General features: G+C 43.2%; 20 protein-coding genes and 1 tRNA gene. 14 read left to right on the forward strand and 7 right to left on the reverse strand.

Annotated features, from left to right (window positions below):
• Positions 1-101 precede the first annotated feature (101 nt).
• Entirely contained in the window at positions 102-524 is a 423-nt protein-coding gene (locus tag H6570_14330; GenBank protein MCB9320456.1) for an ester cyclase, read from the reverse strand.
• Positions 525-1,569: 1,045 nt separating this feature from the next.
• On the opposite strand from H6570_14330, the gene H6570_14335 reads away from it, so the two are divergent.
• The 6 genes from H6570_14335 to H6570_14360 all read left to right on the forward strand — a co-directional run bounded on the left by H6570_14335 (position 1,570) and on the right by H6570_14360 (position 8,693).
• The gene (locus tag H6570_14335) at positions 1,570-4,620 is read left to right on the forward strand and encodes an EVE domain-containing protein (protein MCB9320457.1); all 3,051 of its coding nucleotides are present in this window, start codon (positions 1,570-1,572) and stop codon (positions 4,618-4,620) included.
• Positions 4,613-6,013: a hypothetical protein gene (locus tag H6570_14340; protein MCB9320458.1), complete on the forward strand. Its 1,401-nt coding sequence runs from the start codon at positions 4,613-4,615 to the stop codon at positions 6,011-6,013. Before H6570_14335 ends, H6570_14340 begins: the two co-directional genes overlap by 8 nt.
• A 145-nt stretch (positions 6,014-6,158) precedes the next feature.
• Positions 6,159-6,455, forward strand: a complete 297-nt coding sequence (locus H6570_14345) for a hypothetical protein (GenBank protein ID MCB9320459.1) — start codon at positions 6,159-6,161, stop codon at positions 6,453-6,455.
• Between the two features lie 18 nt (positions 6,456-6,473).
• Positions 6,474-6,752, forward strand: coding sequence for a hypothetical protein (locus tag H6570_14350; GenBank protein MCB9320460.1), 279 nt, complete (start codon positions 6,474-6,476; stop codon positions 6,750-6,752).
• A gap of 653 nt (positions 6,753-7,405) precedes the next feature.
• Entirely contained in the window at positions 7,406-7,987 is a 582-nt protein-coding gene (locus H6570_14355; GenBank protein ID MCB9320461.1) for a hypothetical protein, read from the forward strand.
• Positions 7,988-8,231: 244 nt separating this feature from the next.
• A complete protein-coding gene (locus H6570_14360) occupies positions 8,232-8,693 on the forward strand; it encodes a GNAT family N-acetyltransferase (protein MCB9320462.1) in 462 nt (153 codons plus the stop codon).
• 275 nt (positions 8,694-8,968) lie between these two features.
• Here H6570_14360 and H6570_14365 read toward each other — a convergent pair whose 3' ends face one another.
• Positions 8,969-10,171, reverse strand: a complete 1,203-nt coding sequence (locus H6570_14365; GenBank protein MCB9320463.1) for a glycoside hydrolase family 88 protein — start codon at positions 10,169-10,171, stop codon at positions 8,969-8,971.
• Positions 10,172-10,414: 243 nt separating this feature from the next.
• Here H6570_14365 and H6570_14370 point away from each other — a divergent pair, with 243 nt between their 5' ends.
• From H6570_14370 to H6570_14395, 6 genes are all read left to right on the forward strand, one after another.
• Positions 10,415-12,832 (forward strand): ABC transporter permease, encoded by a 2,418-nt coding sequence (locus tag H6570_14370; GenBank protein ID MCB9320464.1) that lies wholly within the window; start codon positions 10,415-10,417, stop codon positions 12,830-12,832.
• Between the two features lie 165 nt (positions 12,833-12,997).
• The gene (locus H6570_14375) at positions 12,998-13,207 is read left to right on the forward strand and encodes a helix-turn-helix transcriptional regulator (protein ID MCB9320465.1); all 210 of its coding nucleotides are present in this window, start codon (positions 12,998-13,000) and stop codon (positions 13,205-13,207) included.
• Complete coding sequence (locus tag H6570_14380; GenBank protein MCB9320466.1) at positions 13,204-13,539, forward strand: HipA N-terminal domain-containing protein; 336 nt, start codon at positions 13,204-13,206, stop codon at positions 13,537-13,539. The genes H6570_14375 and H6570_14380 overlap by 4 nt, the downstream gene beginning before the upstream one ends.
• Entirely contained in the window at positions 13,529-14,473 is a 945-nt protein-coding gene (locus H6570_14385; GenBank protein ID MCB9320467.1) for a HipA domain-containing protein, read from the forward strand. The genes H6570_14380 and H6570_14385 overlap by 11 nt, the downstream gene beginning before the upstream one ends.
• Positions 14,474-14,484: 11 nt before the next feature.
• On the forward strand, positions 14,485-15,201 hold the full coding sequence (locus H6570_14390) for a DUF2071 domain-containing protein (protein ID MCB9320468.1): 717 nt from the start codon (positions 14,485-14,487) through the stop codon (positions 15,199-15,201).
• A 528-nt stretch (positions 15,202-15,729) separates the two neighbouring features.
• On the forward strand, positions 15,730-16,059 hold the full coding sequence (locus tag H6570_14395) for a hypothetical protein (protein MCB9320469.1): 330 nt from the start codon (positions 15,730-15,732) through the stop codon (positions 16,057-16,059).
• A 240-nt stretch (positions 16,060-16,299) separates the two neighbouring features.
• Here H6570_14395 and H6570_14400 read toward each other — a convergent pair whose 3' ends face one another.
• Positions 16,300-18,408, reverse strand: a complete 2,109-nt coding sequence (locus H6570_14400) for a beta-galactosidase (GenBank protein ID MCB9320470.1) — start codon at positions 18,406-18,408, stop codon at positions 16,300-16,302.
• Positions 18,409-18,633: 225 nt separating this feature from the next.
• Here H6570_14400 and H6570_14405 point away from each other — a divergent pair, with 225 nt between their 5' ends.
• Both H6570_14405 and H6570_14410 read left to right on the forward strand, forming a co-directional pair.
• Positions 18,634-18,957 (forward strand): helix-turn-helix transcriptional regulator, encoded by a 324-nt coding sequence (locus H6570_14405; protein MCB9320471.1) that lies wholly within the window; start codon positions 18,634-18,636, stop codon positions 18,955-18,957.
• Positions 18,958-19,195: 238 nt separating this feature from the next.
• Positions 19,196-20,950 (forward strand): carboxypeptidase-like regulatory domain-containing protein, encoded by a 1,755-nt coding sequence (locus H6570_14410; protein MCB9320472.1) that lies wholly within the window; start codon positions 19,196-19,198, stop codon positions 20,948-20,950.
• Between the two features lie 123 nt (positions 20,951-21,073).
• Here the strand turns inward: H6570_14410 and H6570_14415 are convergent.
• The 4 genes from H6570_14415 to H6570_14430 all read right to left on the reverse strand — a co-directional run bounded on the left by H6570_14415 (position 21,074) and on the right by H6570_14430 (position 24,586).
• Positions 21,074-21,147, reverse strand: a tRNA-Asp gene (locus tag H6570_14415).
• A 357-nt stretch (positions 21,148-21,504) separates the two neighbouring features.
• Positions 21,505-21,945: an SRPBCC family protein gene (locus tag H6570_14420; protein MCB9320473.1), complete on the reverse strand. Its 441-nt coding sequence runs from the start codon at positions 21,943-21,945 to the stop codon at positions 21,505-21,507.
• Positions 21,946-22,156: 211 nt separating this feature from the next.
• A complete protein-coding gene (locus H6570_14425; GenBank protein MCB9320474.1) occupies positions 22,157-22,804 on the reverse strand; it encodes a hypothetical protein in 648 nt (215 codons plus the stop codon).
• A gap of 108 nt (positions 22,805-22,912) precedes the next feature.
• Positions 22,913-24,586 (reverse strand): serine hydrolase, encoded by a 1,674-nt coding sequence (locus tag H6570_14430; GenBank protein ID MCB9320475.1) that lies wholly within the window; start codon positions 24,584-24,586, stop codon positions 22,913-22,915.
• Positions 24,587-24,593 lie beyond the last annotated feature (7 nt).

Consider the following 24,593-nt stretch of genomic DNA (forward strand, 5'->3'; position numbering starts at 1 on the left):
TACCCGCGCATAATTACATAACCTTTGCAGATCAGTGGTTGTACTTGTATTATCTATTGGCTCAATACTGCCGCAATGATCATGCAGTGAATCAGGCGAACTCAGGAGACCTTTTCCTTTCTTTCAAACATGCCAATTTGCTGCATGACTGCAAACCGGTCCGGGACACCCCAATGCTCAACAATCAAACCGCCTTCAATCCGGAATACGTCCATAACATCAAGTACGAACGTTTTACCTGTCGGTGGAATACCCATAAATGGCTTGGAATGTACCGCCGTGGCCCGGAAATGAGCCCACACCACATCACCATCCTCAACGCTGCGAACGAGATTATATTTCAAGTCGCTCACTCCGTTATACAGCTGACTGATGAGCTGTTTAAGCCCATCCCTGCCATTCTTAGCTCCAAATTGATGCTCAATAAAGTGCTCACTAACATACCGATCTACGACGGCCAGATTTGCCTGACCAAAACCTTCATCCATCAGTCTTTTTACAATCTCCAAATTTTCACTTTCCATGTTGATAAATGTTTACCCCAGTTTAGTACGGAACTGCTCCGATTGATTCAAATGTAAACCTCCAACGAACGCTTTCTTTAGGAAAAAATCGACATTCTCGACGGGGCAATGACTTCTTTCCCCAAGGAAACTACTTATTCCTGAACCTATCCACCTCCTACAGCGAGGACCGAAATAATCAAATCTATAAGCTTGCGGTCCCTCCGGACCTGATCCTTAAAGGGCCGGATCAGTTCGATTTGCCGGAAGAGGACATCAAGGTTAGAGAAGCATTGAAGTGGCTGAAGAGCCAGGGTCGGTGACCTCTCGCTACACTGCGATAACAGGTTGTCCACCACAGGCTCTGCCAGAACAATTCGGCTAGCTGGATCTATAACCCATTGTACACAAAAGGAGCCTTTTGTAGATACGTCCGGTCCTGCAACGGACCAATTAATAAATCCCACTACCCTGCAGCCCCGAACATAATATCAAAGCCACTTAATAATGGTATTTCTGCCACGAATTACACGAATGGCACGAATTGGGCAACCGGTTGAGAACTGCTGCAAATCTCAGCGTCCCTCTGTATCTTAACAGTGCCCCTCCGTGTAATAAATCCAGTCATTTTTTCTTTTCGCGCAAAGGCGCAAAGAAGCTAAGTATAGTCTTTCCTTTGTGTCCTACGTGTCCTTTGTGCCTTAGTGGTTACCATAAATATTGTAAACGCTGAGACCTTCCGTCCCAGATACCATGCTGACTGAAGAACGAACCTGACCGTCCGTTCAGGCTTCAGTGGAGCGTCCGCACTCAGAGCACCTCCGTGTAACAGCACCTAAACTGACCCAAATCATCAATTTACTCATACTATACATGCCTAAAAGTGTATCTTGTAAACGGCGGAACACTATGCCCACCAGGCACCACTATCCTCCAAGAATGGATCCATTGGAATTGATATAAACCGAACAAAAGTTGCGTGTAACATGCCAAAATCGCATGCTAAACGAACAAAATACGCGCATATAAACAAGTTGGCACCAATATTAAAACGACAGAATAGTAGATGATAAAAGAGGAATTTTCTTGGGTCGAAACCCATAAACAACTAACAGAATTTCTTAGGACAAAGGAAAATTCTCAAAATGAATTAATCCAGATTCTTAAGTCAGTTGGAATTGGCCCACTTAACGACAAAACAGGCGATGGTGAACATGATACAGAATTAAATGAAATAGACCCTTTCACTTTTTTTTGCTACATCTATAAATATGGCACGAAAAGAAGATTGAGTTATTTACAGAAAATTGCCGAAACGCTAAATATAAATAAACCACAAGGTGAAAGCGGAATTCCATCTGCGCAAGCACAAAAGGTATGGTTGTTTCCATATAAATACGAAAGAAAAAATAATGAGGTAAAAAGACTATGGTCGTTTTTTCATAAAGCTATTTCAAATACCATCTCAGAAAATGATTTTCAAGATGTTCTTCAAATAAGAAGCACTGGTAAGACAAAATTAACAGAAGCTTTATTTTATATAAATCCTGGAAAGTATTTGCCAATAAATGGTCCTACGAAACCTTACCTTAAGGAAGTTCTAGGTATTGATCCCAAATTCAACACATACAAAGAGTACACAGATATTTTATCTCGCATCAAAGAAAAAACGGAAATTCCTTTTTACGAATTGTCATATGAGGCTTGGAGATGGAATGATGAGAGAAAAAAGGTTAACTATTGGATTTTTCAAGGTAACCCAAAAGAATTCGATTTTGAAACTGCATTACGTGAAGAAATCCTAACAGATTGGACTGTTAGTGCTCACAAAGACAAAATAAAAGTTGGTGACAAAGTAATATTATGGATCACTGGTGACCAATCTGGATGTTATGCACTTGCCGAAGTAACTTCTGAGCCTCACCAAAAGACAACTTCCCCAGATGACCACTTGTGGAAAGGCGAAGATAAAAGCTCCCTAAAAGCAGATATAAAAGTAACCCACAACCTAGTTGACAACCCAATTCTAAGTGGAGAAATTGCTGGTATAGAAGAACTGAGCAATCTAAAGGTTGGAAACCAAGGAACTAACTTTTCTGCAACTGAGGAAGAATATCAGGCAATATTAGATTTATCCTCAAACAATAACGAAAAACAATATTGGCTTTACGCACCTGGCGAAAATGCTTACTTGTGGGATGAATTTTACCAAGAGGGTATAATGGCGCTGGGTTGGGATGAAATTGGGGATTTATCGCAATTTAAAAGCCGTGATGAGATTAAAAAAGCTCTAGTCAATGCATACGGTGGTACAGGTTCAAAGATAAATGATGTTTCCGCTAATGATGACTTTCTTAATAAAGTCAAAATTGGTGATGTAATCATTGCAAAAAAAGGAAGAGGCGAATTACTTGGATATGGCATAGTTACATCAGACTATATCTTTGATAAAACCAGAAATAATTATCAAAAGACAAGAAAGGTTGACTGGAAAATCAAAGGTAATTGGAAGGTTGATTTCAGCCTTGTTTTAAAGACACTAACGGACATTACGAAATATAAATCTGACCACCCTGATTACAATAAATACTACGAAAGGCTATTGGGTATAATTGGGATTTGGAATTCCCCAAAAGACTATCGTCAAGAGTTTACAAACTGGTTGACAATTAAATATGGAGAGAATTCAGGAACTACCAATTCCTATTTAAAAGCTATCGATATTTTATCTGGAATACTGGATAAAGAGTTATTTAAAGTAACAGATAACAGTTATTTAGATTCCCTTTACAATGATTTAATTAAAGAACAGAAAAATCAAGAGGGTAAGTATTACCATCCAAAATCACCTTCATATGGAAGTAACGGTTTTTACTCGGCTTCTATAAAATCATACCGTGAATTCTTAAAAACCATCAACCAATCGGTTACACTTAATAAGGATTATGACATGAAATTTCCACTAAACACCATTTTGTACGGCCCACCTGGCACTGGGAAAACATACAATACAGTGCTAAGGGCAGCAGAAATTATTGAAAATAGAAAGTTTGATTCTTATAATGAAGCACTAGAGATTTTCAAAGCCAATCTTCACGATCAAATTGAATTTATAACCTTTCATCAAAATTACAGCTATGAAGACTTCATCCAAGGTCTCAGACCTGATACGGAAAACGACAAGCAACTTACATTTGAAAGGAAAGATGGTGTTTTTAAGGTTATATCAGATAGGGCATTAAAAAACATAACAGCTTCGGAACAGCCTCCTGTTGCCAAAAAAACATTCGAAGAGACATTCAACGCATTTGTAAATCCTCTAGTTGAAGGTGAGGTAGAAGAGATTGAAGTAAAAATGAAGAAAGTATCTTACTTCATAACGACAATCACTAACAAATCAATCGAATTTAGGAAAACAAGCGGAGGCACAGAGCATACATTGAGTATATCAACTTTAAGAAAAATGTATGATGCTGAATCTGTCCTAGATATTCAAGGTCTTTCATCATACTATTCTCCACTTTTAGATGAACTTCTTAAGATTGGCAAAGACTCATCTGGCAAAAAGGAAGTTGTTCATAAAAAGAATTATGTCATGATTATTGACGAAATAAACCGTGCAAACATTTCAAGAGTTTTTGGTGAGTTGATTACGCTTATTGAACCTGACAAGCGTTCACATGGCACAATTCCTTTAGAGGCTCGATTACCTTCTGGCGATCCATTTATTGTTCCTTCCAACTTATTCATAATTGGAACTATGAACACGGCCGATAAGTCTATCGCGCTTTTAGATATCGCTCTTAGAAGAAGATTTGAGTTCGAGTCTATGTATCCAAAATATGAAATCGAAGGTCAGGAAATCTATGATGTAGAAATTCTACAAAAGATCAATGAGCAAATCATTAAGACAAAGGGACATGACTTCCAGATAGGTCATGCATATTTTATGGGGGAAAACAATGATTTAGTTCAGCGTATGAATAAAAAAGTAATTCCACTCCTTCTTGAGTATTACATGAATGATGAAAAAGAAGTGAAAGGAATTCTTCAGTCATCCGGATTAGTAATTGAAGAAAACTCTTGGCCATTAAGAATCACGGGGACGAATGATTAATCTTTTTGAATATCAGAATAAAGTAGATATTCAAGATTCATTGGAAGGCTTGGAAGGATTTCTTGATGAAATCTGGAATAGCCGTGAAAAGAATTCTTATTATTCCGAAAACGGCAACGATAAAATAGAATCTCAGAGGTTCCTGCAGTTCATTCACAAATCAAATGAATTAAAGTCCAATAAATATGTTGGAGTAATTCATTATCAAGGTGCAAAAATCAACCTGTTACCTAAGATATTTTTCGATTCAAATAAAAACTATACAGTCGATACTGAAGAGGAAATAAACGAAATAAATCAAATACATAATCACATTCTTTGGTGGTTAAGCTATTGTCGTAAAATTAAATTTCCAAATTATCAGGCTTCGTTGGGTAGTGCAAAAAGTGACTTTTTTGAAGTTTTGATCTATCTCTTTTCAAAGTACACACGTGAACTTTTGAACTCTTCCATTTATCAGCAGTATGAGGAAGTAAATCGTGAATTATCATTTATAAAAGGAAGACTAAACATAAATAAATATTTAAGTGAGAACTTAAGCAAAGGGAAATGGCATAAGCTCAATTGCACATATGATGCTTTCGTTTTTGATAATGAGTTTAATCGCATCATAAAATACGTCACTACTCTTCTTTTTAATGCCACATCAAATCAAGACAATAAAAAGAATTTAAGGGAAATACTTTTCATATTGGATGAAGTTTCAGATGAAAGAGCAACCGCTGAACAATGTTCCAGAATATCATTTAACCCAATGTTTGCCGAGTTTGAAACTGTGCGAGATTACTGCCAATTATTCCTCACTAATTGCGTGTCATTTGACTATAAGAATGACTTAAAACTTTTCGCTTTCCTGCTACCAATGGAATACGTATTTGAAGACTTCATTTTTGGTTTCATTGATAAAGAACTAGAAAATGTAACTGCCAAAGCACAAAGAAGCGATACATACCTAGATGAAGATAAAGCCTTTAACCTAAAACCAGATTTATGGTTAAAAACAGATCAAAAATCTCTGATTGCAGACACTAAATACAAGATTGTATATTCAGATGAGAAAGACCCCAAAAAAGGGATTTCACAAAACGACCTTTATCAAATGCTTGCTTATGCGGTAAGGTTTGAAGTAAATGAAATCATATTATTTTATCCTAACACTATTAAGCAATGGCAAGAAGAAGGAACAGAATTGACAATTAAAGATGCTTTGGCGGATGGTAAAAAAATATTTGTTAAGGCATTTCAGCTGCCAATCATTAATCGTGAATTACTAGAATCGGATATAGAGACCAAAACTGATTTAAGTGAATTGTTTGAATCGACCAAAATTGAATTGAAAAATAAATTAGAAAAAATACTGGTGCCAACATTGTATAAAAGCAATAGCGGGTAAAGTGGTAAAATCAAAATCTGTGCATTTAATAAAATTTTGTGGTAGTGGACAGGTAATAGCCTTTAAATCCGCTAATGCTCTTATACTCGACCGATAGCTGGTATTACAAAAATAAAATCAATTTTAAACCTTAAACATCAAATTAATGGATTATAAAACTAAAATTAGGTATGCTGAAGAAGTGGCAAAACAACTTCAAAAACGAAAAAGTACTGATTTGATAAAATCTGAATTAAAAACAGAGGGACTTTACGAAAATGACATCAGCAATATCATTGTTAGCGCAAGAAATATATTAGGTGAAATATATCAGCCTAAGATAAAGGAATATCTATTGGAAGATAAAAAAATCCACGGTTCTGAAGAATTTGATTTGTTGGATGCAGAAGTTGTTGATACTCTAATTGCTAAAGAGATTGAGAAATTTGCTTTACAGGAATAGAAAAAAATAACTCAATTAGTGAAAGAAGGTCAACCTGTAGAACAAATTTTTGCCCAAGTTGATACAAGATTTCTTTCAGTTGAAAAAGCAACTGAACAAATTTCTCATCTCCAAGGGGTAAAAAGACAGAATAGTGGAAGTGGTAGAATGCTAAATATTTTTGGAGGAATAGGTCTTATTGTTCTAACTGGAGTACTTGCAATTACAATAGATAGACTATTTTATGTATTGCCAATAATTGGGATAATAATGATAGTAAAAGGAGTTACAACCAAGAAGATGGAATACGATGGTTAATATTCATCTGCCGACAATAGTAAAAGAAAACACCAGCTAACATCGCTGAGTGTTGACAAACTCCAGGTTAAAAACTACCTACACATGACGATTTCTTCGTATATTATGATATGCAAGGAGTAAAGAAATATAAGCCAAAGCTCTTCACGAACTTCATCTTACCGGATTTTCCGCCAGTGGTCGGACAGGTATTCCGGATGACAATTTCTACAAGGTCCTGAAGAGCAAAATAGATTTTAACTTCATTTACAAGGAGACAAAAACGATCTATTCACATACAGGCAAGCCTTCTATTGATCCAGTCGTATTCCCTGCCAGTCCGTCAGGCTGGTTTAAATGTCTTTTAGTTGGCTACATTGAAAAACTATGAAGTGATCACCATTGAAAAAATCCCTCATATGCATATTGACATGCTTACATCAAGAAGGAGAAGGGAATGTTTTGTAGCTTAAGGATTCCGTGGAGAAGCTGATTGTAAGCTGTCTCCGTTCTGTTTTCAATTCACCAATGCCAAATATGAAAGAATCACACAAACGAAACGTCCTGCTCGTTTGGGTTCTATGCCGTACAATTGATTCAGAACTATGAATAACGGAAGTATTAAAATATTAAGTGGAAAGTATTTTGAAAACAGGAACCAGAAAACAAAATTTATGAGATTTCTTATTTCCGTGACGGTCTTCTATTCGTTTTGCACTTTCGTTTCGGGGCAGGAGATTGCAATAACCGAATGGTACAGTGAGACCAATACAAATGGCATCGTAATACAAAACAGTTACCCAAAAAGCGGGCCGTACCCCGGAACTCCAAAAAGGCATTTCAATTATAGCCGCTTGGTGTTCTTTACCCGGATAGTCAATGAAACGAAGCATCCGATAGAACTGACCATCCATTTTTCTGCAGATTCCTTCCCCATTCCTGGCTCCCCTAACACCTTTGTAAAACTGTTTCTTCCCTCAGATACCATGACGCATGACAAACAAACTTTATTTAACTATGGCGCAAGAGAGTTGGAATCTTTTGATGAACCGACCAGATTTCAAAAAACGATAAGCCCTGATGATGAGTGCCTTTTTTATGTCGTAGCAATCTTTTATCAGACAAAGGCTACCGCACAAAATCAACAAAGAGGAGGCAACCGAGCAGAATTTGTATTAATGGGACAAGACCTGTTCTATAAAATGCCGCCACAGATCAATTCACTTCACTGCGGACAAATTATTTCAGTGAGATGAACTCCATCACATTCGGCAGATGGTATCGGACAACCTAAAATCATGGGAACGATGACCAACCCCTAACCATAGCTAGATTGCTTCAGCGGGATTTCGGGTTTATTTGTAGCTTAGTTTTCAAAATTCCTTTGGCACGGGCAGGCTGTGACGAACAAGTCGCGCTAAACATGCTCCACTATCCTTTTCAAGCGCTCCTATTCCCGCCACTGCTAATTGCCAGAAGCTAATTGTAACACAAGCAAAAATGGAATTAGTTGCAATCAAAGAGACCATTGAAGAAAACAAGACGTTTCTCAATAATCCTGAAATAAGTGAGAATGTGCTACACACCATTAACTTTTACAAACAAAACGGATTTATCCCTCCCTGGATAGGCTATTGTGCAATAAAAGACAACGTTATTGTTGGCTTGGCTGGTTTTAAGGGGCAGCCCATAAATGGAGAAGTGGAAATAGGCTATGGAACAAATGAAGCGTTTAGAAGACAAGGAATTGGCACTGAGATTTGCAAATTAATGGTGAAGCTGTCGAAGGAAACAAACCCAGAGGTAATCATCACTGCCAGAACACTACCCGAAAAGAATTTCTCAACAAAAATTCTTGAAAAAAATGGCTTTCAATTTCAGGGAGTTGTTCATGACAAGGAAGATGGAGAGGTATGGGAATGGAAACACCTGGATGCTCCATTCGTTAAAATCAGCAAATAAAAAGAGTGCATTAGTTCGTACACTCGAAGGAAGTCATCCATCAAAAGCTGACAAAACCGAATGATTTTGAAAGTTTGAAACACCATGAAGAATTCGGCAATATTCTGGAAATGATCATTTCCTATCGAATGACCGTGCTAAAAGGTATAGAGTGATCATGCAATCCACACATGACATGATATCCTCCATTGAAATAGTGAGTAATTCCGAAAGCTTATAGAACAAGTGAAAAGCCAACATACCCTTCGCTCACCACATAATGCTGCACACTCCTTTCACCACTCCAGCCGGAACAACTCACTTGCTGCCAGCAGGAACATCCCGGATGCATATTCACGGGAGTCGTCCTGTTCGACCTTAAAAGGGGCGCCGGCAGCGGGTTGGCACCACTGTACCTTACCGTCTGGGCTGATCACCGAGACGACGGCAGCCCACGACTTTTCGATGACTGGCAGGAAGTCTTCCCGCGGCAGGATGCCATTATTGATACCCCAGGTGATGCCATAAGTGAAAAAACTGGTTCCACTGCTCTCGGTATAGCCATAGTCGTCCGGGTCGGCCAGATTGGGCCGCCAGAATCCATCGGACTGCTGGCGTGTTTTCAGCTCGTAAGCCATGCGGACGTAGAGGGCCTTATACCGCTCGTAATTGCCGTGATCCGGCGGCAGATATTTCAATATCCGGGTTAGACCGCCAAACGCCCACCCATTACCCCGGGACCAGAGCACCTTCTTGCCGTGTTCGGTCTGCTGATAGATGTACGTGGTCCGCGCCGCTTCACGTGGGATAGAGTCGGGGCGGAAGTAGTGGGGTTCGATGTGCTCCTGCGTCCCGATCCGGTAGCGGGCATCCCGGTAAAACAAGCCCTCATCCTTGTCGTAGAGGACGCCGTAGGTATCCCAGAAACTGGCATCCATCCAATCGAGGTATTTCTCATCCTGCGTGACCTGGTAAAGCATCGCCAGGGCCGGCGGCGACGTGTAAAGCCCGTCGACAAAACGCAAACCGCTATTCTCATAATGCCAGGTGAGTGGCTCGGTCACCGGGTTGCAACGCGCCGGGTCTTCCAGATGGTCGATGGTGGGACGCAGCATGTAATCCTTCTGCTGGTCCAGGTAGCACTCGATCCAGGTCTGTCCGCAGGCCAAAGAGTAAAAGCCACTGCCGTACACATTGGTTTCTTTCTTCGGGATCTGCCAGTGGGTCTTTTCTCCCCAAGCTATGCATTGATCGAGGTAACGCTTATCCCCGGTCGCCTGGTACATGGCCATGACGCCGGTGTAATAAGTTCCGCGGATCCAGTTGTTATTGGAATAGGGCGACGGATGGGTGTACTGGTAGGTATTGACCTTATCTGCGATGGCTGCGATAAAGTCCCTGGCAAATACTCCGTTCTGGGCTGCTCCCATCACTCCGCTGCTCCCAACCATCAGGCCCACTAAAAAGAGGTCTATCATCCATCGTCTGTTCCTGCTCATGATCATCCGTTGTAGAAGGGTTAAGATAGCGGATTACCGGTAATCGATAAAGGAATACCCGGCAAATAGATAGTGTATGAGCCAGGCGAAAGCCTTTGGGTGTCATAGACAGCTTAAAGGGCTTAATCCATTGAATTTAACATGATGTTACACTTATTTACGAATAGCTGACCAGGCTGGAAACATTAGAATCGTAGTTTTAAGCAACTTTTCATCCTTAAGCGCTCCCATTAAAAATTGGTCATGCTCAGAAACTATTTCACCCTTGCCATCCGCAACATTCGAAAGCGAAAGTTTTTTGCCGGCATTAACATCCTGGGTATGACGGCTGGCATCACGGCATGTTTGCTCATTGCCTTGTACGTAATGGATGAACTGAGTTATGATCGTTTCCACATCAATGCCGACCGGATCTACCAGGTAGGCCTGCACAACAAGTATGGAGACCGGGACCTGCGCAGTGTCTCCGTCTGCCCACCCCTGGCCGAGGCGATGCGGGCAGAAATCCCGGAGGTGGAAGCTACCCTCCGGATCAATAGCGCAGGCAAACCCGTCTTTCGTTATGGAGATAAAGTCTTTACCGAGGATCACGTATACAACACCGAAAGCAACTTTTTTGACGTCTTTTCCTTCAGATTGAATGAAGGGGATGCCAAAACCGCTCTGCAAGATCCCAACACCGTCGTGCTTACCGAAACGACCGCGAGAAAATTATTCGGCGATGAAAATCCACTGGGTAAATTGATCACCATCGATGGAGGGTTGGACAAAGTAACCTATAAAGTAACCGGAGTGGCCGCGGATTGCCCATCCAACTCCCATTTCAGATTTAATGCACTCCTTTCCGCATACGGGCCGGATAATTACTTCGACGTGGATGCCTGGCTCAATAGTGGCGTATACACCTATTATTTATTGAGGGAAGGCGCATCCGTTGCAGATGTGGAGAAAAAGCTGGCAGGTTTGGCAACCAAGTACGTAGCCCCTGAGCTGTTGAAATTCCTGGGCAACGATCTGAATCAGTTTCGCCAGGCGGGAGGCGATTATGAATATTACTCCACAAAAATCACCGACATTCATTTAAAATCAACTTCCCAGGATGATATAGAACCGAGTGGAAGTCTGTTGTACCTGCTTGTTTTTGGAGGCATCGGCCTGTTTATATTGGCAATCGCCTGCATCAATTTTATGAATATGTCGACTGCGCAATCGGCCAGCCGGGCCAAGGAAGTCGGTTTGCGCAAAACGCTGGGCTCGCTTCGCCACCAGATGATACTGCAATTTCTGTCCGAATCGATGCTTTACAGTTTGGTAGCGGTTACATTGGCCGTAGTACTTTGCTACTTTTTATTGCCCACGTTCAATTTGCTTTCGGGGAAAATGTTGACTGCGGCCAATTTGCTGGATGCCCGGTTCTTTTTGGGCATTGCGCTGATTTTTTTGATCGTTGGTTTATTGGCCGGAAGCTATCCGGCATTTTACCTCACTTCATTTAGCCCGGTAGAAGTTTTAAAAGGCAAAGTAAGTGCAGGTGTTAAGAGCAAAGGGATCCGCAGCACACTGGTGGTCTTCCAGTTTGCCATTTCCATCTTCCTGATCATCTTCACCTCCGTGGTTTACAAGCAAATCCATTTCATGCTGCAAAAGCCACTGGGCATTGACAAGAACAATGTGCTGGTGATTCAGGATGTACACCGTCTTGGGAAAAGCAGTGAATCTTTTCGGAATGCCCTGGCCCAGCAAACCGGCGTTTCAAAGGTGAGTTTTACGGCCGTAAAATTTCCAGGAACCTATATGTCTACTGTGATGCGTGGCGTGGGTTCTGAGGGAGAATCTGTAGTTGCCAGCTATTATTCCGATTTTGAATCCCAGGATGTCTTGAAATTTGAGATGAAGGACGGCCGTTATTTTTCCAAAGAATTTCCCAGCGACTCCAATGCCGTGGTCATCAACGAAGCAGCCGCCAAAGTGTTTGGGTTTGACCAGGCTGAAGGACACGAGATTTTATACAGCCCTAATGCTTACGTATTCATCCGGCATCATGTCATCGGCATCATGAAAGATTTTAATTTCGATGGCTTTCATGATCACGTGCGTCCGCTGGCCGTTTTTTTAGACCGGGGTCCCTCGGGCATCTTGCTGGTGCGTTACGAAGGGAATGCCAAAACTTTGGTCGATAACACGGCAAAACTTTGGAAGCAGTATGCTGCCTCCGAGCCTTTCACCTATACATTTATGGATGAAAATTTCGACAAGCTGTACCATTCTGAGGAAAAAATTGGTCAATTGTTTAGCCTGTTCTCTGGTTTAGCCATTTTCATTGCATGCCTGGGTCTTTTTGCATTGGCTACTTTCACGGCCGAGCAGCGCACCAAAGAAATCGGCATACGAAAAATATTAGGCGCTTCGGTAAGCTCCGTTTCCATGGCATTGACGAAAGAATTTATTGTGCTGGTCTTCATCGCCTTTGTCCCGGCTGCTGCGATAAGCTGGTGGGCATCCTCCCGGTGGCTGAGTGGATTTGCCTACCGTATAGACTTTGATCCATTTATTCTGGTGGGTGCCGGATTGTCCGCGATGGTTATCGCCTGGTTAACGGTCGGCTTTCAATCGGTCAAAGCAGCACGCGCCAATCCGGTGGATTCATTACGGCACGAGTAACCTGGGCATAAATTTTGCCGGTTCGATCAATGTCCTTTTAGTCTAACACCATAATCCTACCACAATTTATATGCTTACGCATATAAATTGTGCAATATTTTAGTTTTTATATCCAAAAGCATATAATTTAGTATGTTTGTGCGTTATTATATCTAAAAGCATATAATGAAATCATTGGCTGAGTTTGTGAAAGAGCGCAGAAAAGAAGTGCAGCTGACCCAGGAGGAGTTTGCTGACCGGGCAGGTGTGGCTCTCACCGTCGTCAGAAAGATTGAGCAAGGCAAAACCAACCTTAACATGGAAAAGGTTAATCTGGTGCTCCATATGTTCGGACATAAGCTAGCTCCCGTTAAAATCAAAGATCCGGAACAATGAGACAAGGCAAAGTATATTACAAGGACTTACTGGCCGGGATCATTACTGAAACCGATGAAGGAGAATATGTCTTTCAATACAATGACCAATACTTGCAGAATCACCCGAACCAGTTCATCACCTTCACCATGCCGGTGACGCACCAATCCTATTATGACCGACGGCTATTTCCCTTTTTTGATGGCCTGATCCCGGAAGGCTGGCTACTGGATATTGCCTCCGAAAATTGGAAAATTAATAAGAATGACCGCATGGGATTATTACTGGCTTGCTGTCAGAATTGTATTGGTGCAGTAAGTGTAAAGCCCACAACCTTTGAAAATGGTGAATAAGTGTTTGTATTGTTATCAATCTGTCGAGGAAGAAGGTAACTTCCATGGAAAATGCTCCATGCATTTTTTTGGCACCCGCACTCCACCGGACATCGATTATTCAATGGACCAGATGAATGAACTGGCCAAGCAAGTAGTCGAACGAAGCATAGCAGTTCCGGGAGTACAGCCAAAACTATCTATGTCTCTGGTGAATAAAGTAACAAAACAAGCTGGGAAAAGACTGATCGTAGTAGGTGCATTAGGAGGTCAATATATTTTCAAACCACCTTCCGAACACTTTCCGGGAATGCCTCAAAATGAACACGTGACCATGCGGATTGCGGAAAGTTTTGACATCCGGGTAGTACCTTCAACCTTGATCCGCTTGGCTTCCGGAGAGCTTTCCTACCTCACGAAACGAATTGACCGGACAGATGCTGGCGAAAAGATCCATATGATAGACCTGTTTCAAGTCACCGAAGCCTATGATAAATATAAAAGCTCCTACGAAAAAATGGGTAAGGCAATAAGCACTTACTCTGCCAACACCTTACTGGATAAGATATTCTATTTTGAACTGGTCCTGTTCTCGTTTCTCACTGGGAATAACGACATGCATTTGAAAAATTTTTCCATGATTGAAAGCCCTTCCGGGTGGGTACTCGCTCCTGCCTATGACCTGCTGAATGTGGCCATTGTATTACCGGATGATAAAGAAGAGCTTGCCCTTACCTTAACAGGAAAAAAGAAGAATTTGAACCGATTAAATTTTGAACAATTTGGCAGCGGTCTTGGACTTACGGGTAAGCAAATTACCAGAGTATTTAGTCGGATGATTCGCAACAAACCCAGAGCAATGGAATGGATTGACCGGTCCTTTCTTTCTGAAAAAATGAAAAAGGCTTACAAGGAAATTCTGGAGGCAAAGTATATTCAATTAGATTTGATTTGATTGAATTTTCCATGAAAAACCAAGACATCCTTGCCGCCACCGCGCACCGCCCCTGGCCCCTGCCCTCCGGCCCATGGCGTTATTACCAGGAATGGAACCGGGCCTTGTTTCTCCACTGGCCGGTAGATTGCGGTTTACTAAGGACAGTCGTGCCTGCCATGCTGGACATCGACTTACACGAAGGCCAGCCCTGGGTGTCCCTGGTAGCTTTCGACATGGAGAACATCCGACCGCGCATATTGCCTGCTTTTCCACCGATATCGGACTTTCACGAGATCAACATCCGTACTTACGTACGGCACCAGGATAAAACGGGGGTTTATTTTTTAAGCATTGAAGGAGGCAAGCGAATTTCCTGTGGCATCGCCAAAAGCCTTTCCGGCCTGCCTTACAGACACTCGCAGATGAGCCGGCAGGAAAACACCTACCGCTCGACCAATGCATCTTACGGGGATCGCTTTCAGGCGGAATACACCATCGGTGCACCAATAGTCCAAAAGAACGCCCTGGATCGCTTCCTCACCGAACGGTATGCCTTATTTCAGGACCACGCCAAGACCCTGGATTGTTTTGAAATTCACCACTTCGAATGGCCTGTATTCCAACTGGATTTAAAATCGCTAACCGTGCAGTATCCGCGCTTCAGTCACTTGATTCAGGGCTCCCCGGCACGGGTACACTACTCCAGTGGCGTACAGGTTTTGGCCTGGGGAAAAAAGCGTTATTGATGAATTAATCACAGGGTTTCGTAGAGGGCTACACAGACGTTCAAGAGGTTTTTCTCTATTTGATTAAAGACGTTAAAAAAGCCCAGATTTCCATCCTTTAACCACATTCAAAATTCAGCATTGACCTCACTCCGGAAAGTCAATTTCAATAAACCTAATGTCATTTCCGCCGAACCCGTCCGTACCGGCATGGGCGACGACGTCAGTCGGGGATGACACCGGGTTTTTGGCTTTTCCGGAGTGCACTCAGCATTTAACATTCAACAATTCCTTGGTGTCCTTAGTGTCCTCTTTGCCTTAGTGTTTACAATAATTTCCCAAATCATCACCTTCGGATCAGCCAAACGATGGTTCACCCGGATACTTGGTCGTGATCCACTGATCGGACCTTTTGAAAGTTACCTTTTACCAGGATTATGGCATTCTGAGGCATTCATCGGAAATTAAAGTTTTGCTTCTTGGATAAGGAACTTACCTTCGGATTTGTTTGATTTTATTCAGAAATAGCATCAATAGGTGATTAATACCATGAACAGCATTACAATTTATCAATTTGAAAGTGCGGAGATCAAAATATCAATGCAGTTGTATTTCAATGCGAAGAACCAATTAATATTTGAGGGCACTGATATAGGCAAACGGGTTGCTGAACTCACCGGTGATTCGGACTATGAATATTTCTATACCATCGAACCAACTGAAGTGCAAAAATTGGCTGATTTACTGCAAATCAATCCTGGCGACCGGTCGGCTTTACTCCTTGCACTAAAAGAAAAATTTCATGGTAATGATGCTTACTCCAAATTCGGTGAATTTATGAAAAGCCATCAGGTGTTATACAGCCCCTATTCCTGGTAATTGCAGACAGGTTCGTTATCCTGTAAATTGAAGACAAAGGTCATAATTGATCTTCCCGGCAGGGTAATTATTTAATTGCTGTCCATTCCTCCCAGGTATCGAAATAATACACTTGCATGAAGGAGTAGGCACTGCTTGAGTTATCCGAAACAAATCGGGTTCTGCAACGGATAGAAAACGAATTCGGGGAATAGCTATGAGGAATGGCTGGCACTTTCGGAAAATTCCAATTGAAACAACCTATTCTTTCCAGATCATCACCTGAGCCGGCTGCAACGGATTTTCTCCCAGGATGATTTTTCCTTGTTCTGGGATGGGCAAAACGACGGGATCGCCCGAATAATTGACACCAACGTACAAACCGTCACGCCATTCTACAAACACCCCGGCAGGAAGGTCCCCGATCGGCACACCGGCTTGGTTGTATACCTTCCGGACCATCTCCCGTTCCAGTTGACCATCTATCGTATTCACCCCGATGAAGGTGACACTTCCCTCCCCAATGCGCCGATGAACCACTGCGGATTTTCCCCGGTAAAACTGATCGTCATAGGTCGCCCAGGTTTCAGTACCCGTGTAGGGTGTCAGGATTTCCGCCCAACAATTCCAAGGGTATGCTCCATTTTCTGTTTTCACCAGGCCTTCCAGATCCGGCAACAGCATATCCTGGAATTCATGATCGGCGCCGATTAGCGCGCTGATGGGAGCAGCCATCTCGGCTTCGAAGAAATGTCCGTCCTTATCTTTTTGACCGGTCCGGCAGGTCAAGATGAGATGCCCTCCATTTTCCACATAATCCGTCCATTTTTCCACCAGTTTCTCATCAATCAGTTGGTAGGCCGGGGCAATTAAAAAAGGATATTCAGAAAAGTCAGCCCCTTCTCCAATGAAGTCCATAGGGGCTCCGGTAGACTTAACGATCGAAGAATAGCGATTCCGGTTGTCCCAGGTATCCCACAAATCGGTCTGCGGCTGGATATCCAGATCCCATTGGACGTCATGACTCCACAAGAATGCCGTTCTTCTCCCCGACAATTCATCTGGCATAGGAGCACCGACATCAGCAACCTTTCTCAGCGTTTTGATCTCCTCGATGGCCTGGACAAACTCCTCTCCGCCCTGACTGAGGGTCATCCCATCCAATCCTACAATGCCATCGTGATACATCTCACTGTGCTTAATGGGCGACCGGTAGCGGTACGTGCACACAAATGAACTGCCACCTCCGAGGGCCTGCAGGATCCACATATGGATGGCGCCAGGTTGGATCATCGGACTGACCGATGCCCAATTCACCTGACCAGGCTGCAATTCCATGACACCGGTCACGCCGCTGATCGGACGGAAATAATCGTTGGCTTCGTACAGTTTATAGGGATTGCCAATGCGGAAATTTAATCCACCCAGGTGATTGTGTCCGCTGACCAGGTACATGGTGAAACAGGGAAAATCCAATTGCCGTGTGCGGCGCGGATCGGAATCGGCCGTTGCGTTGGTATAATTGGTCGTGATCCACTGATCCGCCCGTTTGTATGGACGGATGATGGCAGCCTGCTCATCCAGGAAGTCCGCGGTGGCGTCGGCAGTAAATCGTTTAAAGTCAAGGAGGGCATGCGGACTGAGTTTATCTTCATTATTCAAGCCCTGATTGGGAATCAATATTTGCTCAAAATTAAAGTATTTGGTACTCCAGAAACTTCCCACCCAGGCTTCGTTCAGTTGGTCGATGGAACTGTATTTTTCCTTTAGCCACCGCTGAAAAGCTACCCGGGCCGAGGGACTGTAATCGGGCATGGCCAAAGGCTCGTTGTCCAGTTGCCACCCCATGATGCGCGGGTCACCACCATAATGTCTGGCCAGTTCTTCCGTGATCCGCTGGACAAATTTACGGTAAACGGGATTGGTGATTGAGGCATAGGCACGGATGCCATGTTCTTTACGCCTGCCATCCTCTCCTACCAGGTAAATCTCCGGGTATTTCTCACCCATCCAGGCCGGCGGACATTCCGATGGGGTGCACATGATCACCTTCAAGCCTGCTTTGTCCGCAAGATCTACCGCATGATCCAGCCAGGAAAAATCAAATTTTCCTTCCTCTGGCTCCAGAAATGCCCAGGCAAACTCGGCAAAATGGGTGAAGTCGAAGCCCAACTTTCCCATGTTATCCAGGTCGCGTTCCCACTGGGAGGAGTCCCATTGTTCCGGATAATAAAAGGCGCCAAATAGCATCAGGTCAGCGGGATTGAAAAATTTTTCGGCAGCGCTATTCTCCGGTAGACGTGCCGGCTGCTGAGCGGATAGCTGGATTGAAGACCATACAGCTACGATTAAAAAGGGAAGAAATCTCATTTTCAAAGCATTAATGCCCTCAAGTTATAAAATGAACCGAGGTGTAGCGTGGTAGCAGACCAGGATTATAAACCTTCTGATGATACAATGAAAGCCTAAACGCCATATTATCACGAAAGCTCCGAATTTTGGCTATGGGATTCTTAAGGCACTGCTCTTATACATTTATATAATGTCTTAATATTAAAACAATAAAATGTATTTTTGTGTTTTTAATGAAACATTATGGCGAACAAAACACCAACATTATTACCTAAAACTCAGCAGATTCTTACAGAATTTGGAGAGAATATAAGGCTGGCTCGTTTAAGACGAAAACTAAGTAGTGAAAAAGTTGCAGAACGTGCAGGTATTGGGCGATCTACGCTTGTGAAAATCGAAAAGGGTCACCCGGGTGTGGGAATTGGCCTTTATCTGAATGTATTGAAAGTACTAGGTCTTGAAAAGGATTTCTTACAATTGGCCAAGGATGATGAATTGGGGCGAAAGCTACAAGATGCCAAGCTGACTATTAAAAAACGGGCTCCTAAACGAATTAATAAGTCATGAGTAAGCAGGAAACAAGGCGGGATGTGTTTGTATTTGCTCATTGGGAGGGAATGGATGATCCTCAGGAGAAGTCTGATTGTGAGTGAACTTACAGGTCGAATTAATAAATTGAATCCCCCCTGCACTGGCTATCGATGCTGGCAGCAACCAAATTCTGTTATCTTGCATAGATTGGGTTAGTCAACAATAGCTGCCGGTTCGGCTTCATTGCTTGCAGGAAAAGCAGCAAACTACGAACATGAATTACAAAGGACTATTAAAGTGTTTGGCTCTCTTCTGCTCACTCCTGCCTGGTTTAGCCAGCGCCCAGCAACAACCTCAGCGTATTACCGGCACGGTAACCGATGCCAATAATGCTCCGCTGCCCAATGTCAACATTCAGATTAAGCATACGGATCATGGAACAAAAAGCGATGAATCCGGCCATTACAACCTGCCGGTAAATCCAGATGATACCCTGGTATTTAGCTATCTGGGAATGCAAACTTTTACCGTATCAGTGTCCGCGATCCAATCCCCTTACCATGTCCGGCTTGAGCCTGCTGATCTGGACCTGGACATCGTGGAAGTCAAGGTTAAAAGAGCACCTAAGAGCCAAAATCAGTTGTTAAAAGAATACGCAACCAATAAGAATTTGATCAAAACTTCCTGGGGCATCCTGGATAAAGATGGCTTTTCCGGCACCTTGACTATCATCGACGGAAATCAGCTCATCAATGCAGGGCCTGACTTTCTAACCTCCCTGCAGGCTTTGGTACCCAATATGCGGGTGGTCCGGGAAGCAGAAGGCATATTTGTTTTTCTCCAGCGATTTGTTAATAATTTCTCCTCTGAAGATGGCGTGCAAATATCCAATCCACCGGCATTATTTGACACCGACGGAACGATTTCCGAGAACCCTCCTACCTATTTGGTGGGCTCTGACATTGAAAGGGTTGCCATACTTGATCGCAACTCGGGAATAGCGAAATATGGTCCCCGGGGTGCCGGAGGAGTGATCATCCTCAATACTAAAGGCCAGGCAAGCCTGGATGAAATGGACGTCGATCGCAGCTTTGACAAAAAAATGCTACTGGATAGTTTGATCGCTTCCGCCGCGAGGCCAGAAAACTATCTGCCTTTTCAGTCAACTTACCTGCAAGGCCTGATACCTGTGCGAAATCGCAAGAAAGCTTGGGCTATCCATGAACAGCAAAAAAAGAATCACGCCAACCATCCATATTATTATCTGGATGTCTGCGATTACTTTTTAACCCGTTGGAACAATACTGCAGAAACCGATCTACTTAAGGAGGAAATTGTTCAACGGTTTTCCGATCGACCTGAGGTAATCAAAGCCCTGGCATATATCCAGGAAAAACACGGCAATTACGATCTTGCTGTGCCGTTATTTGAATCCATCCTAGCTAATAATACCATGCCGGCACAAGCCTATCGGGACTTGGCCAATGCATATGCAGAAGCTGCTGATTATAAAAACGCCATGACTTTTTACACCCATTTTGGAAACGCTTCCGAAGCGTTAACCGGTCAGGAATATGATTCCAGCGGGGAGGATAATCTTATAACCACCGAATTATTGAATCTGCTTCACTTACACGACAGTGAGTTGCTGGAGGAAGCACAACTGGAAGGGAATACCTTATCTGAAGAAGGGACCCGCCTGGTTCTTGAATGGAACGAGCCGGCTGTTGAGTTTGGATTGGATTTCATTAACCCGTACGGAAGTTACGATACCTGGGAAAACGCACCCAGCAAGGACACTGATGTACCCGCCAGGTATTCCAGCGCACAACTATTCCTGGACAATGACCTTCAAGGGAAATGGGTTATAAATTTAAATGAACTCTATGCTGATAATGACCATCCCACCTATTTGAAAATCACCATTTTCTACAATTATGGTCAGCCCAAGCAATCCATGGAAATAAAAGTATTTCGGGTGGAAAACACAGATCGGCCTCTTCAGTTATTTGAATTTATGCAGCGATAATTTTTAAAGGGCAAAAAGGGTTTAATGCAAGTTGGCTCTGCAAACAGTAAAAAACATTATATAGCGACTTGTCTAAAATAAAAAAGCTCGCCATAGTTTCAACAAAACCATGGCGAGCGAAGGCGGTCCGGACGGGACTCGAACCCGCGACCCCGTGCGTGACAGGCACGTATTCTAACCAACTGAACTACCGGACCGTAGTTAAATTCCAGAATTCAGGGACCGAATCAAGATCCCGAGAGTTGAACCCGCGATCCTCCCGCTATACAGCGGGATATTCCAACCAACTGAACTACCGGACTTTCATTCAGTAACCTGGAACGCTTTGTTCCAAGCAGGATGCAAATGTAAAACCTCTGTACCAATTATGCAATAGTCTTACTCCGAAATTCTTAACCCTCCCAACAATCCTCACTCATAACCCTCCAATTCTTCTTGAGACAACCTGATTCAAAATGTACAAAAGTTAGCTATGGTATTGGCAATCAATTAATTAGCCAGAAGTAGCCTCGGATTAAATCGCTTTTGGCATTGTCATTGGATAAGCATATTCGTCACAATGCACTAATATCCATCAACTCTTTTACCCGTTGCAGATCACTCCGGTGTTGTCGCTTGACCAATCCGGCAGAGAGCAATAACAATAACCTGAGAAACCCGTGTACATCCGCCAGGTACCTGATCTTGAATCGTGTGCCACCTTCGGCTCGCTCAAAAATCCGCTCGAATGACAGCGGAAGTGGACCTACTATGGTTTTCCAGGCGACGATTTGGTTTAGCTGGTAACTGGTGGTCTCGTAAACGGTCTCCATCCGCCGGCCAAAGGATTTAGCAAAAAGGCTAAACCGGGTTCCGACACCAATCGGCCCTTCGGTTGTTTTCTGGGCATCCACCCACTCCCGCCGCCATTTCAGATCATTTTCAAGGTCGCTCAAAACAGTAAAAACCTCTTCGATGGGCCGGTTGATAATGATGTTTAATTCGAATTCCAGCATATTGCTTTTTTCATTTTAACCGAGAAAGTTCATGGCTCTGAACTTTAGAGATTGTTAAAGTAATTAAAATACGATCAATCCTAAATCTTAAATCCTAAATCTTAAATCTTACTAAGTGTCTGACTCCCATTCTTGAAAATTTAAATTACCTGATTAGAATTTTAAATCCAAATGCCCAAAAAATTACTTTTTAAGCTTTTAGTGAAGCTTTTCAATTTTTGGCCTCATTGAGTAAAACCTGCAAGGATTTGATCAGATCGAGGACTCTTTGGGAATAGGATAGAGCCGAAGAGGTTCGCTTCGTTTTGTAAAAAAGTAAGCTCCCGAATTCCTGACCGTAGGTCATTTCGATAAAAATCCGATACTGATCCGACTCTGCTTTCAAGTCATCCGAATTAAGCTGCAATAAATCCAGATGCTTAGTCAGGTAGGGTTCAATATAATTGGCGACAAAGGAGCGTTCTCTTTCTTCAATTACGGCCAGGCGGTCTTTTTCCTGCAAATAAGAGGACAGTTGATCCCGGACCTCAGCGGATTCGATCAAATCAAATCGACCAGAAGTTTGCAAGTCCTGCAGGATTGGGTGTGTTGGGGTATAATACCGGTAACTGGCAAGATTTTCAACGATCTGGCGCACGGAATCCAACGGTACCTGGGAATGATTAAGACGGATTTGTTCAATAACCCGTTGCGTGCGAATGTAATGGTTACGGCTTTTCATATCTGCCGTTATTTCTTTTTCAGCAGCAAGAAATTCATGATAGAGTCCATTCAAAATATGCTGTTCTGCAATTCGGTCCTTCCGGTTTTCATTCCAACTGTTGATCTGAAACGCCAGAGTCACCCAGAGGATGACCATTATAACTTCCAGAATTACGGCAAACCAGTTTTGCTCTTTGATTCGTTTTTTAAGGTCCGCAGAATCATTCAGATACCGATTAGTTGGTTTGGTGGTCCATATAGCTCCTCAATTCAGCTTTTCAAATTTCAGGTTTTTCACCCGGCCGGAATCGAGTTCAAAACCGGTAATCTTGCCTCCAGATCGCAGAAACCGCGCCAGACCAAGATACATGCTGATGGCATCGGGACCGGATATACTGCAAGCCGCAGTAGCTTTTTTATCGATTTGCACCACCAGGATGTCGTCTTCCAACCGGAAATGATACGTTACATCCAATTCCTGACTGTAATAATCGCCCGCATAATCCGCGAGATTTACCTGGGACGGATCCATGGTTGGCTTACGGTATAAATGCATTTTGTTACCACTTTGAAGCACTTCCAGTTGCTGACTAAATCCGTCTTCCACCTTGGAAAAAGTGAATAGGATGCCGTCATTATGCGGAATAACAAATGTATTGCCGTCTGTCCGGACGATGTGATAGTCGACCTTATCCCAGCTTTGTTCCACGACCAGTGTGTCATTTTCAATGGTCACTTTCAAAACCATTCCGGCTTGGAGCTCATAATTTCCAGCAAGCTGTTCCAGGTTCAATTTTTCAGGTTGCCGGGCAGGGACCACTCCATCATCCGTCTGTATTTTTTCCTGAGCGGGAATTACATCTTTCAAGACAATATCCGCCACCTTATTGGCGAGACTGGACGGCCGGGCATCGCTCCGGTTGGCCAGTATGGCAATCGTGACGTGCTGCTCCGGAAAGCGCAACATCTCTGCGCGAAATCCAACAAATGCGCCGCCATGCCGGATCATTTTTAAACCTTTGTAATTCCCAATAAATAACCCGCTGGCGTAATCAATCTGTTCACCATTGTTCAGGATCCCCTGTCGAGTCATCATTTCCCAGAATGATTTGCTTAAAACAGTGGAATTGTAAAAAGCGTCATCCCATATTTTAAGGTCTTTAATGGTCGTGAAAATGCCTCCATCCCCTATCATGTCCAGCGTCGTCATACTGATTCTGTATCCATCCCGGGGATCCGGAACATACCCGGAAGCTCTGTACTTCACAATCCGGGTATGATCGTTGTGGAAATGGGTATGCTCCATACCCAATGGTTGAAAGAGCTCCCGGGCAGCAAATTCAGCCAGATTCATACCGGCAACTTCAAGGACGATTTGTCCTAGCAGCCAATAACCGGAGTTGCTGTACAAAAATTCAGCTCCCGGCTCAAAATTAAGGTCCCTCTGATTAACCAGCCAGGCCATGACATCGTCATCTGTGTAAAAATCATCGTCTCCCAAACCCTTTAAAAATGACAATTGCAGGTAATCGCGGATACCACTGGTGTGATTGAGCAGATGCCGGATGGTAATTTTTTTGGCGTAGTCCGGAAAATCCGGAAATATTTCCTGCAATGTTTTATCGAGGGTTAATCGACCTTGCTCGACCAGGCGGATGATGCAGGCCGCTGTGAATTGCTTGGAAGTTGAACCAATCCGGAAAACCGTTGTGTCGGTATTCGGTATGGAGTACTCCAGATTAGCCATGCCATAACCTCTGGAATAAATCAGTTGCCCATCCTTCATGATACCCAGTGCACAACCCGGGGAATGGGCGTTGTTCCAATTGGCGAACAGGCTGTCAATGGTTCTGTTCTCCCACACCTGCGCAGACACTCCTGTGACAAGCAGGGTAAATAAGAAGGCAATTATTCCTTTATACAGCACAGAACATTTCATTGAAAAA

It is taken from the genome of Lewinellaceae bacterium (assembly GCA_020636135.1).
Classification (GTDB): Bacteria; Bacteroidota; Bacteroidia; order Chitinophagales; family Saprospiraceae; genus JAGQXC01.

Coding starts and splice junctions, on each gene's coding strand:
- H6570_14400 (MCB9320470.1), bottom strand. CDS start 18,408: ATGAGATTTCTTCCCTTTTTAATCGTAGCTGTATGGTCTTCAATCCAG.
- H6570_14355 (MCB9320461.1), top strand. CDS start 7,406: ATGAGATTTCTTATTTCCGTGACGGTCTTCTATTCGTTTTGCACTTTC.
- H6570_14410 (MCB9320472.1), top strand. CDS start 19,196: ATGAATTACAAAGGACTATTAAAGTGTTTGGCTCTCTTCTGCTCACTC.
- H6570_14420 (MCB9320473.1), bottom strand. CDS start 21,945: ATGCTGGAATTCGAATTAAACATCATTATCAACCGGCCCATCGAAGAG.
- H6570_14395 (MCB9320469.1), top strand. CDS start 15,730: ATGAACAGCATTACAATTTATCAATTTGAAAGTGCGGAGATCAAAATA.
- H6570_14405 (MCB9320471.1), top strand. CDS start 18,634: ATGGCGAACAAAACACCAACATTATTACCTAAAACTCAGCAGATTCTT.
- H6570_14345 (MCB9320459.1), top strand. CDS start 6,159: ATGGATTATAAAACTAAAATTAGGTATGCTGAAGAAGTGGCAAAACAA.
- H6570_14360 (MCB9320462.1), top strand. CDS start 8,232: ATGGAATTAGTTGCAATCAAAGAGACCATTGAAGAAAACAAGACGTTT.
- H6570_14425 (MCB9320474.1), bottom strand. CDS start 22,804: ATGGTCATCCTCTGGGTGACTCTGGCGTTTCAGATCAACAGTTGGAAT.
- H6570_14430 (MCB9320475.1), bottom strand. CDS start 24,586: ATGAAATGTTCTGTGCTGTATAAAGGAATAATTGCCTTCTTATTTACC.
- H6570_14390 (MCB9320468.1), top strand. CDS start 14,485: ATGAAAAACCAAGACATCCTTGCCGCCACCGCGCACCGCCCCTGGCCC.
- H6570_14380 (MCB9320466.1), top strand. CDS start 13,204: ATGAGACAAGGCAAAGTATATTACAAGGACTTACTGGCCGGGATCATT.
- H6570_14370 (MCB9320464.1), top strand. CDS start 10,415: ATGCTCAGAAACTATTTCACCCTTGCCATCCGCAACATTCGAAAGCGA.
- H6570_14385 (MCB9320467.1), top strand. CDS start 13,529: ATGGTGAATAAGTGTTTGTATTGTTATCAATCTGTCGAGGAAGAAGGT.
- H6570_14375 (MCB9320465.1), top strand. CDS start 12,998: ATGAAATCATTGGCTGAGTTTGTGAAAGAGCGCAGAAAAGAAGTGCAG.
- H6570_14330 (MCB9320456.1), bottom strand. CDS start 524: ATGGAAAGTGAAAATTTGGAGATTGTAAAAAGACTGATGGATGAAGGT.
- H6570_14335 (MCB9320457.1), top strand. CDS start 1,570: ATGATAAAAGAGGAATTTTCTTGGGTCGAAACCCATAAACAACTAACA.
- H6570_14340 (MCB9320458.1), top strand. CDS start 4,613: ATGATTAATCTTTTTGAATATCAGAATAAAGTAGATATTCAAGATTCA.
- H6570_14365 (MCB9320463.1), bottom strand. CDS start 10,171: ATGAGCAGGAACAGACGATGGATGATAGACCTCTTTTTAGTGGGCCTG.